The sequence below is a fragment of the Halorubrum sp. F4 genome (genome assembly GCF_027257195.1).
In the GTDB taxonomy this organism is placed as follows: Archaea; Halobacteriota; Halobacteria; order Halobacteriales; family Haloferacaceae; genus Halorubrum.
Window position 1 is genome coordinate 338,553 of record NZ_JAPDFS010000003.1, and the last position, 12,524, is coordinate 351,076.

A 12,524-nucleotide genomic window follows, 5' to 3' on the forward strand; every position below is an offset into this window, starting at 1 on the left:
CGACCCACGGGCCGACGTGACGACGTCCGGTCGCGGTCGTCACAAACACTTATCACTACGCATTGGCAGCGTCTCACGTATATGAGCGGGACCCTCGAGACGATCCGCGTCCTTCACGTCGACGACGACCCGGGTCTCGCCGAGATGGTCGCGACGTTCCTCGAACGCGAGGACGACCGCACCGAGGTTCGGACCGAACACGACGCCGAGGCGGGCCTGCGGGCGTTGGGAGACGTCGAGGACTCGATCGACTGCGTCGTCTCCGATTACGACATGCCCGGCCGCGACGGGATCGAGTTTCTGCGAGCCGTCCGCGAGGGTCGTCCGGACCTCCCGTTCGTGCTGTTCACCGGGAAGGGAAGCGAGGAGGTCGCGAGCGAGGCGATCTCCGCGGGGGTCACCGACTACCTCCAGAAGCGCACCGGCACCGAACAGTACGCGCTCCTCGCGAACCGGATCCGCAACGCGGTCGAAGCCGCCCGGGCAGACGAGCTGTTGGCCGAACGAACCCGTCGCCTGGAGACGCTCATCGAGAACCTGCCCGGGATGGTCTACCGGTGTCGGAACGAACCGACGTGGCCGATGGAGACCGTCGAGGGGGAAACGGAGTCGCTCACCGGATACCCCACCGGGACGCTGGAGCGAAACGAGGTGGTGTGGGGCGAGGAGGTCATTCACCCGGACGACCGGGAGCGCGCTTGGGCGGCCGTCCAGGAGGCGCTCGAGACGGACGGGACCTTCGAGATCACCTACCGGATCCACACGAAAGGAGGCCGGACGAAGTGGCTTTGGGAGCGCGGACGGGCCGTCTACGGCGACGACGGCGCTCTCGAGGCGATCGAGGGGTTCATCACCGACGTCACCGACCGAAAGGAGCGGGAACGCCGACTCGAGCGGACCACGACCCGGCTCGAGGCGCTCTTCGAGAACTCACCGGACATGATCGACGTCCACGACGCCGAGGGGACGATCCTCGACGTGAACCCTCGACTGTGTGCGGAGACGGGCTACGACGAGGCGGAACTCGTCGGGATGAAGGTCTGGGATATCGATCGCAACCTCGCTCCCGAGGAGGCCCGAGCGGTCTGGGCGGGGATGGACGTCGACGACCGGCTGGAGTTGGAAGGCGAGTTCGAACGCCGTGACGGGTCGACGTTCCCCGTCAGGGTTCACATCAGGCGGCTCGACCTCAACGGACGAAAGCGCTTCCTCGTGAGCAGCCGGAACGTCGCCGACCGCAGGCGTCGGGAGCGGAAGCTCCAGGAGCTGCGCGAGCGGACACAACAGCTCAATTACACGCGGACCGTCGAGGAGACGACGCGGCTGGCGACGGAGGCGGCCGACGAGATCATCGGCGCCTCCCTGACGGGGGTGCACCTCCTGAACGAGGACGGCACGCGGCTCGAGCTGTCGGCGTTCGCTGAGGGCGTCCCCGAACTGTTCGACGAGCTGCCCGCGTACGACCGGGACGCCTCGCCCGGATCCCGAGCACACCTCGTCTGGGAGGCGTTCCGCGAATCGGAGCCGGTACACCTCGGAGAGGCCTCCTCGTCGTCCCGGCTGACCGAGGAGACGCCCGCCGAGAGCGTCGTGTTGTATCCGATCGGCGACCGCGGCGTCTTCATCATCTCCTCGGCCGAACCGGACGCCTTCACAGAGACGGACGTGCTTCTCGTCGAGATCCTCGCGAACTACCTCGAGGCGGCGCTCGATCGCGTCGCCCGCGAGGAGACGCTCAGAACGCGGGAGCATCGACTCGAGCGACTCCACGACGCGACCCGGGACCTCGTACGGGCCGATTCACACCAGGGGATCGCCGACCGGGTGATCGAGGCCACCGAGGAGATCCTCGGGTTCTCGGTCGCCGTGGTCCGGCTTTACGACCCCGAGGAGAACGGCCTCGTCCCCGTGGCCGCCTCCGACGCCGTGAGCGAGGTCGTCCCGGAACGCGAGGTGTACACGTCCGACTCCGGCAGCCTCAACTGGGCGGCCTTCGAGGCGGGCGAGGTCCGCGTGTACGACGACATCGAGGCGCTCTCGGACGCACACGATCAGGGAACCGGCCTGCGGAGCCTGATGCTCCTGCCGATCGGCGAACACGGAACCATCTCGATCGGCGAGTCGACGCCGAACGCGTTCGATTCGACCGACGAATTTCTCGCACGGATCCTCTCGACCGCGACCGAGACGGCGTTGGACGAGCGCGATCGAGAACGGAAACTGCGGCGCAGCCGCGACGAACTGAAACGGCAAAACGACCGGCTCGCGGAGTTCGCCGACGTGGTGAGTCACGACCTCCGGAACCCGCTCACCGTCGCCGAAGGACGGTTACGGCTCGTCCAGGAGGAATGCGACAGCGAGCACCTCGACGAGGTGATTCGCGCTCACGACCGGATGGGCGACCTGATAGACGACCTACTCACGTTGGCTCGCGAGGGGGAGGGCGTCGGCGAGCTCGAGTGTACGGACCTCTCCGATCTGCTTGAGAGCTGTTGGATTCACGTGGATCGACCGTCGGGCGCGCGGCTCCGCGTCGACGTCGACCGGACGGTCCGGGCCGACCGTACACGCCTCCAGCAGCTGTTCGAGAACCTCATCCGCAACGCGGTCGAGCACGGCGGCGGGGACGTGACGGTGACCGTCGGCGAACTCGCCGACGGCGATGGCTTCTACGTCGAGGACGACGGCGTCGGCATCGCGCCGGACGCTCGCGAGGACGTCTTCGATCCGGGATACTCGAGCGACGAGAACGGTACCGGATTCGGGCTCAGCATCGTCGAACAGGTCGTCGAGGCGCACGGATGGGAGATCCGGATCGTCGACGGAACCGACGGCGGCGCGCGCTTCGAGGTCACCGGCGCCGAGTTCGTGGAGTGACTCGGCGGTCCTCTACATCTCGACCCGGTAGACGTAGCCGCCACACCCGCACTGGTCGACGACCGTCGCGGTCGCCTCGGGGAACCGCTCGCGGATCGGGTCCTCCAGGTACGGCTCCGGAGTCCCGTGTTCGGGATGCGTGACGAGGTTCACGTGGTGGTCCGGGGACGTCCGCTCCAACGCGAGCAGCGCGTGCTCGACGAGCAGTTCCCTGTCGTCGGCGTACCGATCGAGTTCGAGGTTCGCCGACCACGACCCCGAATGCCTCTCTTCGAGGAATTCGGGGAGGTCGTCGTCGGTGGCCACGGTGCCGCCGGTGTCGGTCTGGCTCATACGACACGTTCGGGCTTCCAGGACCCTGTCTCGCCGGGCGAACGTGTTCGGGATCGGTCGATCGTCGTCCACTCGGCGTCGAACGACCGTCATCGAACGACCGTCACCGACACCGGCGACCCCCGGAAGACGGTCTGGGCGACGTTCCCGACGAGCAATCGGTCGACGAGCGTCCCGTCGTGAGTCCCCACGACCACCGTGTCGAAGTCCTCGGCCCGTTCGACGATCCGTTTCCCGGGCCGTCCCACCGCCACCTCGATGTCGACCTCGTCGTCGTACTCGGTCGCGATCTCTCTCGCCCGGTCGATCACGTCCGCCGCCTGATCGCGTATCTCGCCCTCCGGATCCTCGGAGAGCGCCATGCCCGTGGCCTCGCCCATCATCGAGGACGGCTCCCCGGTGACGTGGAGGACCACGATCTCCGCGTCCCCGTGGACGTCGAGCGCGTACCTGAGGGCCCGCTCGGCCACCTCGGATCCGTCCATCGCCACGAGTACGCGTGCTATCATACCTCGTGGTACGTGACGTACCCGGATAAATCCCGACCCGGCGGCCTTTTACTCCCGTCGCGACTACCCGCGGACGTGATTCACCGGGGTGACCGCGACCGTGTCGGCGAACCGTAAGGGCGATCGCCGCGAGCGCGAGCTCGTCAACGCGCTGGACGAGGCGGGGTTCGCCGTGATGCGCGCGCCGGCGAGCGGCTCCGCGACGGAGCGGGAGCTCCCGGACGTGCTCGCGGGCGACGGCGACACCTTCTACGCGATCGAGGCGAAATCCAGCGCCGGCGACCCGATCTACCTCTCCGGTGAGGAGGTGGAGGCGCTGTTGTTCTTCGCGCGGAACTTCGGCGCGAAGGCGCGGATCGCGGTCCGGTTCGACCGCGAGGACTGGTACTTCTTCCACCCGGGCGACCTGTACACCACCGACGCCGGCTCCTACCGCGTCAAAAAGGAGACGGCGCTCGCCGAGGGGACCGACTTCCCCGAGTTCGTCGGCGAGACCGAGAAGGTGACCCTCGCGGAGGTCGCGACCGACCCCGACGAGGAGCGCCGGGAGGTCCTCGAGGCGGTCCGGGACGGCCACATGCCGGTCGAGGACGCCCTCGACGTGTTGTGACTCCCTCAGCGGTCCCGCCCGGCGTCCGTGACCGGGACCAGCCGCGAGGCCGGGAACCCGTACCGACGCGCGTCGTCGATCCCGTGTGCGGGTCCGAGCGACTCCGCGTACACCGCCTCGATCACGGGTTCGTGTGCGCCGTAGACGGCGTTCGTCGGGTACTCGTCGATCGGCCGCCCCTCGTCGGTCCGGTACTCGTCGGCGCGCCGTTCCGTGACGCGGGTGACGATGAGGAGCTTCCCGGTCTCGCGGTCGTGGACGGCGTCGCCACGCTCGAAGTCGTGGCGGGGACACAGTCGCGGACCGGACGCCGTGAGCGGGACGAACGTCTCGACGCCGCAGACCGCACAGACGCCGACCCGTTCGTCGGGTGCGGGGAGCCGTCCCTCCGTCACCTCGATGGCGACCCGTCGGAGGTGTTTACACCGCTCGCCGCGGATCTCGTGGTCGGGACAGCTACACGTTCCGGCGTCGAGCGCGACCACGTAGGTTCCTCCCTCCGTCTCGACGACGTATCGGCGGTCCCGGAGCGGACGGACCGTCATCGGCTCGCGTTTCGCCCGCTCGGAGCGGCCGTCGGCGACCTCGTCGTCCACGACGACGTCGTCACGTTCGCCCCCCTCGACGGCGTCGCTCCCGTGCTCGCTCTCGTCGTCGTGCCGGCTCCCGGTCGACGTTCCGTCGGGCCCGAACGAGGTGGGTGGGATCCGTCTGTGAGTCATGGTGCGGCCGAGACGGTCTCGGTTCGGCCGGACGTACGACGCCTCGGGGCTTAACGTATCGGTTGACCGGATCGGCTGACGGCGACGATCCGGGGTCGGTCCGCCCCGTGGTCGCGTCCACGACCCTCTCATCGAAGTCCTTTTTTAGTGCCGACGGGAACCGGGGGCATGGAAATCGATGCGGAGCTGCGTCGACAGATCACCGTCTCGCTTCTGGCCGCGGCGGTGTTCGTCGCCGGACTGGTCGCCATCGGCGTCACGTTCGACGGCTCCTCGCTTCCCGAGTCCGGCGCGATCGCGCTGGTCGGGCTCCTCACCGGATTCGTGTTGCTGATGGCGCTGGTCGGCGCGTACCTCATTCGATCGAAGGACTCCGACGCCTGAGGACGGGCCGACTCACTTCTCGACGGGTTCGCCCTCGGTGGCGGCTTCCCCGTCGTCGCTCTCGTCCCTGTTTTCCTCCCGCCAGTCGACGATCTCTCCGTCGTCGGCCGCTTCCACCCGCGTCTCGTAGTACGAGAGCGGGTCGGCGGCGACGCGCATGTGGTCCTCCTCGTTGTGACAGATCCCGTAGTTCGAGAGCGTCTCGCAGGTCGGCGGCGGATACTGCGTCCCGCGGTCGTCTGCGAGATACTCCGTCTGATAGCGGATCCCCTCGGCGTCGAGGCTCGTGTCCGCACAGAACGCGACCACCTCGTCGGGCGACATCCCGATCCCGACGAGAAACGCCATCAGCGCGAAGCTCTCCGGCCCCGACAGCTCGACGCCGCGTTCGGCCTTTCCGATCAGGTTCTCCATACACGGCGGGAACAGTTCGGGCGCGACGACGTCGATCGGGCCGGCGTAGGTGCGCTCGGAGAGGAGCCGTTTCAGCTCCGAAACGCGCGATTCCAGCTCCGCCGCGATCCCCTCGCCGGCCTCCAACTCGAACGGAAGCCCCTCGCGGACCCGCGCCTCTATCGCGGCCCCGATCGCCTCCAACAGTTCCTCGCGGGAGACTCGCACCGCGCCGTCCGCGAGCGCCCGGTTGACGAGCCGCCACGAGTCGCCCCACGCCGGCGAACTCAATCGGAGGTACGGGCCGACTTCGATCCGGTAGTGGGTCGGATCACGGCTCCCGCGGACGGGCTCGGCGCGGACCGCATCGTCGAGGTCGAACTCCGCGAGCACGTCGTCGAGGTCGACGGTCGGGGTCGGCGTCGACCTGAGCCCGTCGTCGCGTTCGAGGTCCGCTCGGAGCCGGTCGAGCGCGGTCGACGCCTCCGCGGCCGCGTACTTCTCGACGGCGGGCTCGGAGTCGAGAAGCGAGACGAGGATGCGCGCGATCGGATACGAGAGCAGTTCGCTCCGGGCGTCGACGTCGACGGCCGACCCGTCGAACGCGCCCGCCTCGGGCTCGACGGTGCCCTCGAGTAACGCCCGCTCGACGCGCTCTCGAGCCCGATCGACCGCCGGGGCGTCGGCGGCGACGAGCTCCGGCAGCGACGCCGACGCCCCGGCGACGGCGCCGCGGGCCCCCTCGAAGAACGGGTACTTGGCGTGGAGCGCGTCCATGTCCGGCCCGAGGTAGAGAGCCGCGGCGAATAAGCGGTGCGGTCCGGGATGCCGACCGGCTCTCCCGCCCGCGGTCAGTCCGTCAGCCCGTAGCCGCGCTTGAACAGCAGCACGTCGATCGCGACGGCGGCCGCGGTCATCCCGGCGAGCACGACGAGCGAGATCCGGGGGTCGACCTCGGCGACGCCGAGGAAGCCGTATCGGACGCCGTTGACCATGTACACCATCGGGTTGAGAAGCGAGACGTCACGCAGGAGCGGCGTGAGGTCCTCGAGCGAGTAGAAGACCGCGCCGAAGAAGACCAGCGGTCGGAGGATGAACTGGTTCATCACGGTGAGGTCGTCGAAGTCGCTGGCGGCGAGCCCGCCGATCACGCCGAGGCTGGCGAAGAGCAGCGTGATGACGAGCATGAACGCGACCAGGTATAGCGGCTCCTCGACCGGGACGGGGCGGAACAGCGCCGAGACGATGGCCCAGCCGATCGCGGCGATGAGCCCGCCGACGAGCAGTCCGCGGGTCGCCGCCGCGAGGACGTACGCGCCCACCATCCCCGCGTACGACAGCGGCGAGGTGAGCACCTCGTGAATGTATTCGTTCCACCGACCGTGAAAGATGGAGAAGGACGCGTTCTCGAAGCTGTTCGACACCGCACCGAGCACCACGAGTCCGGGCAGGATGAAGAGGATGTACGGGACCCCCGTGATCGTCCCGACCCGCTCGCCGAGGATGACGCCGAACACGGAGAAGTACAACACGTTCGTGATGAACGGCGGCGCGAAGGTGTTGCTCGGCCGCCGCAGGAACCGCAGGACCTCCCGTTTGGTCAGCGTGAGGAAGCCGGTGAGATCGACGGCTCCGGCGTCGCCGCTCATCGTGACCCCTCCCCGCCGCCGACCGTCGCGGTCTCGAGCGGCGCGTCATCGGAGGCACCTCCGTCCGCGTCGTCGCGGCCGTCCTCGTCCCCCTCGTCGTGGCGAGTCATGTCCACGAACACCTCCTCGAGGGAGGTGCGTTTGATCTCCATGTCGAGGATCTCGTGGCCGGCACGGTCGAGTTCGCGGACCAGGTCGGGCGCGACCAGCCCGCCCTGTCGGGCGGTAACGACGAGCCGTCCCTCCTCGAGGCTCACGTCCTCGATCCGATCGTCGCCGGGGAGGACCGCCGAGAGCGGCGCGGTCGACGTCGGCGGGTCTCGAAGCGTGACGACGACCCGGTCCGTCCCGCGGTCCATCAGCTCCTCCGGGGAGGCGACGGTGACGACCCGCCCCCGGTCGAGGATGGCGACCTCGTCACAGAGCCGCTCGGCCTCCTCGATGTAGTGGGTGGTGAGGAGCACGGTCGTCCCCCGCTCGTTGAGCTCCGTGACGAGGTCCCAGAGGTCGCGGCGCAACTGGACGTCGACGCCAGCGGAGGGCTCGTCGAGGATCAGGAGGTCCGGATCGGTGACGAGCGCCCGCGCCAGCATGAACCGTCGTTTCATCCCGCCGGAGAGCCAGTCGAAGCGGGTGTTCCGCTTGTCGTAGATCCCGACCTGCTTGAGCGCGCGCTCGGCGCGTTCGGCCGCCTCATCGTGTGGGACGCCGTGGTACCCCGCCTTGTGTTCCAACACCTCGTGGATCGGGAAGAAGCGATCGACGTTGAACTCCTGGGGGGCGAGCCCGATACGGTCGCGCGCCTGGCGGTAGTCGTCCTCCACGTCGTGGCCGAAGACGCGGGCGTCGCCGCCGGAGGCGCGTACGAGCCCGACGAGGATGTTGATGAACGTCGTCTTTCCGGCGCCGTTGGGGCCGAGCAGACCGAAGAAGGATCCCTCGGGGACGGTCAGCGACACCCCCTTCAGCGCGTCGAGGTCGCCGTAGCTCTTCTGAAGGTCCTCGACCTCCAGTGCGTTCGTCATGGGCGGAGGGTGGCCGGCCGTGGGGTTAAACGACACCGTTCGGCTCCGTGACCGGCCGCCTTCCGCACCGACCCGTCGCTACTCGTCGACTTCCTCGACCGCCGCGCCCGGCGCGTTCGACTTCACGCTCCGGAGGCCGCCGACCGCGTTCCGCTTGGAGGCGTACCCCTGGCCGCCGTCGGCGATGATGTTGCCGTTGTCGTGGACGAGCCGCCAGCGACGTTTCCCGTCCTTCCCCTCGAACAGCTCAAATGTGGCGTTGCTGCCGCCCTCCTCGGGCGGTTCCTCGTCGTTTTTCAGGTCGACGACGTGGCCGCCGGGCGCGTTTCGCTTCACCGACTCGATGCCGTTCTCCGCGTCCCGTCGGTCCGCGTACCCCTGGCTCCCGTCGGCGATCACGTTGCCGTTGTCGTGGACGAGCCGCCAGCGCCACTCGTCGGCGGCGTCGGCGTACACCTCGAACGTCGCCTTGCTCGTGGCGGCGTCGAGGTCGACGTCGCCCTCTTCCTCCGTCCACTCCATCTCGAGGTCGAGACTGACCGTGTCGCCCTCGCGTTCGATCTCCACCTCCAGCTCCGGTTCGGCCGGCGGGTCGACGGTGACCGTCCCGGCGTCGTCGACGGGGACGGGTTCACCGCGCCCCAACGCCTTCGCGATCCGCCGGAAGTAGGTGGCGAGCGCCTGTCGACTGCGGGACCGTTCGGACTCGTGGACCGTCTCTTCGGGCATACGTGAGGGTTTTCTCTCCGAGCGCACAAAACGCTATGGCCGAGAGATCTGGTGAGGGGGTGGAGAAGGGCAGTGGACGTTTCACAGTGTCGAAGAACGGTTAGCATACATGTGTTGCTCCTCGGAAATCGCTCGGTACAGGGCAAGCAGCAACCACGAGACAGCCGCTCACACCAGCGGTGCGCCTCGATACCAGTTTGGCAGTATTTAACGTGGGGGGGCAGTTTGAAAAATCGCTCACTACTCAGCAGCGAATGGTAGAAACAACTCCCCGAACGAAACGAATGGCTCGTTTGGAACAATCGCGTCGCCAAATTCAATACGACGGTCGGGTGGTGAAACTTCCCCGAGGTCTTCCTCGTTCAACGTGGCAGTCGCTTCAGTGATCACTCGCAGCGTTTCAGCTTCCACGCGATACGGTTCTTGCCCATCAGTGAAGCCAGCAACCTTCAACTCGTTCGCATCCATCAGTAACCCAAAGCTGAGATTACTAATTGATTCCCCGATCGGCGTGCGAAGGACTGGCTGTGGCGTCAGCGTAGTTATTGCGTTCAACAGGTTCGTTCCGGTTGAAGAGCCGAGCGTTGCTTGAATGGATAGTGTCGAACCATCTTCGGCGTTCATTTCTGCCTTGATTCCACTCACGTCAGCCTGCTTCCATGTAATGTCGGCTCCAACTACCCGGTCAAAATTGTGATACAGTTCGACGTACGGGGCGGCTTCTACCGGATCTATATACAGAGTCACCTCTTCATCGGGGGAAATCACCCACACCTCTTTATACGATTCAATCGGGTTCGGTGTCGATTCCATATCCAAGAGCCACACACAATAACCGCTCGTAAAGCAAATTCCTGGGAGAAGAAACCCGCTGAAAGGATGCAACGATTTCGGCTCCGTTCCTGTATCAGGGACAGCTTCGGTTGAGTGTGACATAGTCACATATCAATACACTATCCTTTTAATTTATGCATTGATGAGCCACGTTGATGGTTTTCGGAACGATTAGATGATACACCACTTCCAATTCTGGACTGTCTACCGAACTGGTCGATTCTCTAACGGTCAGCATGCTCGCTGGGAGTCTCACGCCGAGGAACTCCGGTCGACGTAGCCGCCGAGTGTTCGAGTGAACCGTCCGTGAAGTGGTCGGACGCGTCGTCGACGAACTCCACCCCGTCGAGACTGTGATCCGTTCCGTCGACGTGGAGACGTTCCAAGCAGTGTCGAAGACGTGAAGGAGCGTCCGATGGCTCTCGAAGGAGATCCCTGGTCGCGCCCCGTGAGAACCGCTTATTATCCGCGGGAAGGTTGGGACCCGTATGAACGAGCCGGCGGTGTTCGATCGCGTGGTGACCGCGCTCGACGAGCGGAACTACGATCCGCTGGTCCACGTTCCCGAGGCCCATAGCGACGCGTACGCGGACGTGCTCGATCGTTGTCGTCGCCACCGGATCACGATCCGCGGGAGATATCCCGACGTGCTGGGGTTCACCGACGCGGACCGCGTGTTCGCGATCGAGGTGAAGGGCTCGACGAACCTCCTGCAGGGAGTCGGACAGGCGCTGACCTACCAGCAGGGCGCGCACGTGTCGTACCTCGCCGGCGACGACGACGCCGTGAGGCCGCACGCCGACATGCTCCACACGAAGGGCGTCGGCGTCATCGGAGTAAGGGAGGACGGGGCGACCGCGTGGCAGTCGCCGCCGAGCGCGGAGTCGACCGCGGAGGTCGCGGACATCGAGGGGCAGCTGTCGCTCCGCCTCCGCGGGAACGAGTTCGGCGGCGACATCACGACGCTGAGCCTCGCGCAGCCGCTCAATTACTTCGCGCCCGTCGTCGCGCTCGACCGGTACGGTCCCCTCGCCCGCGACGAGGTCGTCGACGCGATCGCCGACGAATACGGCTTCGGCGCCGGCGACGATGCCGTCTCGAGCGCGCGCACGCTCGGGCTGGTCTCGGCGGGATCGCCCCACGAACTCACCGACCAGGGGGAGCTGGCCGCGACGGTGCTGCGCGGCTACGGGATCGAGGACCTCGACGACCTGCGTCTGACGAAGGAGGACGTGGGTCGACGCACGGTCACCGAGGTCCACCCGACGCTCGCGGTCCTGCTTCGGAACTCGTTCGTGAGACACCCCGAGTTCGGGCTGCTGCTCGATGCCCTCCGGAAGGCGGGGCCGCGCGTTCACTTCCTCGATCTCGTGGAGCGGCTGGTCCGCGAGTACCCGAACGTCTTCTTGGGCGCGTTCTGTACGACCCGCGGCGCGGCCCGCGCTCGGGAGCTGATCGAGCGCGGCGAGACCGCTCGCCTGTATCGCGATCGCGACGTCTGGACGGACGTGATCCGAACCAACGTCCTGTTCAACTTCGTCCAGCAGCTGAAACACGTCGACGTCCTCGCACCCGAGACGCGCAGCCACAACGGCGCGATCGCCGAATACGACCCCGACGCGAAGCCGTGGATCGTCGCGGACGCGGAGTGAGCCGGGGCCGGCCTTCGGCGGGAGGGTGATCCCCACGCAGTCATCAGATTCGACAAACCGATCTCATCAATGGAAGCTGATCTCAATATCGTCCGTCAGAGGGTCTAGACTTCCTATCCACGCCCTGAGTACCCCTATCGGAACTAGATACACTAACCACACGGCCCGTGAATTTAGATCGGTATCCATCGTGAACGTGATGCCCGCGAGCACGACGGTGACGGGAGCGATCACGTAGAACAACAGCAGATACAACTCGACGACTGGAACGAACGCGAACTCCATCGCGTCCGCCGGCGACCTGTCTCGATACGACCGGTTGGCGATGAAGTACCGCCAGACACGCGTCAGTTGAAACGAAACGATGCCGGCGATCGCGAGTCCGACCGAGAGGGGAATCCCCGAGTCTAAACCGTAACTGGAAACCACGGGTCTCGTAACTGCCCAGATAAGGACACCAGCACCGAGAGCCTTGGCCCCGACGAATCTGAGATTCCGCCAGTATACCGGCGGGATCGGAGCAACCGGCTGAAGTGGAGTGGGCTCCCCGACCCAAGAGTCCCCGTCGAGGTCATCTACCGGCTGTGGCGTGAACAACGCGACGGAGAAGAACAAGAGATCGATGATCGCTATCTCGATGAGATATATGAGAGCGATCTCAACGAGACTCCACTCGAACACGATCACTCCGACGATGAGAGCGAGGTTCAAAACGAGTCCGGAAACGAAGTCACGGGACTCTCTGAGTACACCAGGGAGCGTTTCGAGGAGCCACTCACGACCGCGCTCTCGCATCCACCCACTCGT

Annotated in this window: 13 protein-coding genes; 4 read left to right on the forward strand and 9 right to left on the reverse strand. The window is 66.3% G+C overall.

The window, feature by feature from the left end:
- The first annotated feature begins 81 nt into the window (after window positions 1-81).
- Window positions 82-2,877 carry a PAS domain S-box protein gene (locus OKW78_RS10145; protein ID WP_281195046.1) on the forward strand — a complete coding sequence of 932 codons (2,796 nt, stop codon included), beginning with the start codon at window positions 82-84 and terminating at the stop codon, window positions 2,875-2,877.
- A gap of 12 nt (window positions 2,878-2,889) precedes the next feature.
- On the opposite strand, the gene OKW78_RS10150 is transcribed toward OKW78_RS10145, so the two are convergent.
- The gene (locus tag OKW78_RS10150; RefSeq protein WP_281195047.1) at window positions 2,890-3,210 is read right to left on the reverse strand and encodes a CGCGG family rSAM-modified RiPP protein; all 321 of its coding nucleotides are present in this window, start codon (window positions 3,208-3,210) and stop codon (window positions 2,890-2,892) included.
- 89 nt (window positions 3,211-3,299) lie between these two features.
- Window positions 3,300-3,719 carry a universal stress protein gene (locus tag OKW78_RS10155; RefSeq protein ID WP_281195048.1) on the reverse strand — a complete coding sequence of 140 codons (420 nt, stop codon included), beginning with the start codon at window positions 3,717-3,719 and terminating at the stop codon, window positions 3,300-3,302.
- Window positions 3,720-3,807: 88 nt separating this feature from the next.
- On the opposite strand from OKW78_RS10155, the gene hjc reads away from it, so the two are divergent.
- The gene (hjc, locus tag OKW78_RS10160; protein WP_321169329.1) at window positions 3,808-4,329 is read left to right on the forward strand and encodes a Holliday junction resolvase Hjc; all 522 of its coding nucleotides are present in this window, start codon (window positions 3,808-3,810) and stop codon (window positions 4,327-4,329) included.
- A gap of 5 nt (window positions 4,330-4,334) precedes the next feature.
- Here hjc and OKW78_RS10165 read toward each other — a convergent pair whose 3' ends face one another.
- The gene (locus OKW78_RS10165) at window positions 4,335-5,051 is read right to left on the reverse strand and encodes an SWIM zinc finger family protein (RefSeq protein WP_281195050.1); all 717 of its coding nucleotides are present in this window, start codon (window positions 5,049-5,051) and stop codon (window positions 4,335-4,337) included.
- Between the two features lie 168 nt (window positions 5,052-5,219).
- Between OKW78_RS10165 and OKW78_RS10170 the strand changes: the two genes are divergently transcribed.
- On the forward strand, window positions 5,220-5,435 hold the full coding sequence (locus OKW78_RS10170) for a hypothetical protein (RefSeq protein ID WP_281195051.1): 216 nt from the start codon (window positions 5,220-5,222) through the stop codon (window positions 5,433-5,435).
- 12 nt (window positions 5,436-5,447) lie between these two features.
- Here the strand turns inward: OKW78_RS10170 and OKW78_RS10175 are convergent, their stop codons facing one another.
- The 5 genes from OKW78_RS10175 to OKW78_RS10195 form a co-directional block, all read right to left on the reverse strand.
- Window positions 5,448-6,605, reverse strand: a complete 1,158-nt coding sequence (locus tag OKW78_RS10175; protein ID WP_281195052.1) for a DNA primase large subunit PriL — start codon at window positions 6,603-6,605, stop codon at window positions 5,448-5,450.
- 74 nt (window positions 6,606-6,679) lie between these two features.
- The gene (locus OKW78_RS10180; protein ID WP_281195053.1) at window positions 6,680-7,477 is read right to left on the reverse strand and encodes an ABC transporter permease; all 798 of its coding nucleotides are present in this window, start codon (window positions 7,475-7,477) and stop codon (window positions 6,680-6,682) included.
- A complete protein-coding gene (locus tag OKW78_RS10185) occupies window positions 7,474-8,502 on the reverse strand; it encodes an ABC transporter ATP-binding protein (protein WP_281195054.1) in 1,029 nt (342 codons plus the stop codon). The genes OKW78_RS10180 and OKW78_RS10185 overlap by 4 nt, the downstream gene beginning before the upstream one ends.
- A 78-nt stretch (window positions 8,503-8,580) precedes the next feature.
- A complete protein-coding gene (locus OKW78_RS10190) occupies window positions 8,581-9,231 on the reverse strand; it encodes an HVO_2922 family protein (protein ID WP_281195055.1) in 651 nt (216 codons plus the stop codon).
- Window positions 9,232-9,471: 240 nt separating this feature from the next.
- The gene (locus OKW78_RS10195; RefSeq protein WP_281195056.1) at window positions 9,472-10,167 is read right to left on the reverse strand and encodes a hypothetical protein; all 696 of its coding nucleotides are present in this window, start codon (window positions 10,165-10,167) and stop codon (window positions 9,472-9,474) included.
- A gap of 386 nt (window positions 10,168-10,553) precedes the next feature.
- On the opposite strand from OKW78_RS10195, the gene OKW78_RS10200 reads away from it, so the two are divergent.
- On the forward strand, window positions 10,554-11,717 hold the full coding sequence (locus tag OKW78_RS10200; protein ID WP_281195057.1) for a hypothetical protein: 1,164 nt from the start codon (window positions 10,554-10,556) through the stop codon (window positions 11,715-11,717).
- A gap of 66 nt (window positions 11,718-11,783) precedes the next feature.
- Here OKW78_RS10200 and OKW78_RS10205 read toward each other — a convergent pair whose 3' ends face one another.
- Window positions 11,784-12,512 carry a hypothetical protein gene (locus tag OKW78_RS10205; RefSeq protein WP_281195058.1) on the reverse strand — a complete coding sequence of 243 codons (729 nt, stop codon included), beginning with the start codon at window positions 12,510-12,512 and terminating at the stop codon, window positions 11,784-11,786.
- Between the last annotated feature and the right edge of the window lie 12 nt (window positions 12,513-12,524).

What these genes read in the sequence shown, in the direction of transcription:
- OKW78_RS10145 (WP_281195046.1), top strand. Translation starts at nt 82, where the DNA reads ATGAGCGGGACCCTCGAGACGATCCGCGTCCTTCACGTCGACGACGAC.
- OKW78_RS10150 (WP_281195047.1), bottom strand. Translation starts at nt 3,210, where the DNA reads ATGAGCCAGACCGACACCGGCGGCACCGTGGCCACCGACGACGACCTC.
- OKW78_RS10155 (WP_281195048.1), bottom strand. Translation starts at nt 3,719, where the DNA reads ATGATAGCACGCGTACTCGTGGCGATGGACGGATCCGAGGTGGCCGAG.
- OKW78_RS10165 (WP_281195050.1), bottom strand. Translation starts at nt 5,051, where the DNA reads ATGACTCACAGACGGATCCCACCCACCTCGTTCGGGCCCGACGGAACG.
- OKW78_RS10170 (WP_281195051.1), top strand. Translation starts at nt 5,220, where the DNA reads ATGGAAATCGATGCGGAGCTGCGTCGACAGATCACCGTCTCGCTTCTG.
- OKW78_RS10175 (WP_281195052.1), bottom strand. Translation starts at nt 6,605, where the DNA reads ATGGACGCGCTCCACGCCAAGTACCCGTTCTTCGAGGGGGCCCGCGGC.
- OKW78_RS10180 (WP_281195053.1), bottom strand. Translation starts at nt 7,477, where the DNA reads ATGAGCGGCGACGCCGGAGCCGTCGATCTCACCGGCTTCCTCACGCTG.
- OKW78_RS10185 (WP_281195054.1), bottom strand. Translation starts at nt 8,502, where the DNA reads ATGACGAACGCACTGGAGGTCGAGGACCTTCAGAAGAGCTACGGCGAC.
- OKW78_RS10190 (WP_281195055.1), bottom strand. Translation starts at nt 9,231, where the DNA reads ATGCCCGAAGAGACGGTCCACGAGTCCGAACGGTCCCGCAGTCGACAG.
- OKW78_RS10195 (WP_281195056.1), bottom strand. Translation starts at nt 10,167, where the DNA reads ATGTCACACTCAACCGAAGCTGTCCCTGATACAGGAACGGAGCCGAAA.
- OKW78_RS10200 (WP_281195057.1), top strand. Translation starts at nt 10,554, where the DNA reads ATGAACGAGCCGGCGGTGTTCGATCGCGTGGTGACCGCGCTCGACGAG.
- OKW78_RS10205 (WP_281195058.1), bottom strand. Translation starts at nt 12,512, where the DNA reads ATGCGAGAGCGCGGTCGTGAGTGGCTCCTCGAAACGCTCCCTGGTGTA.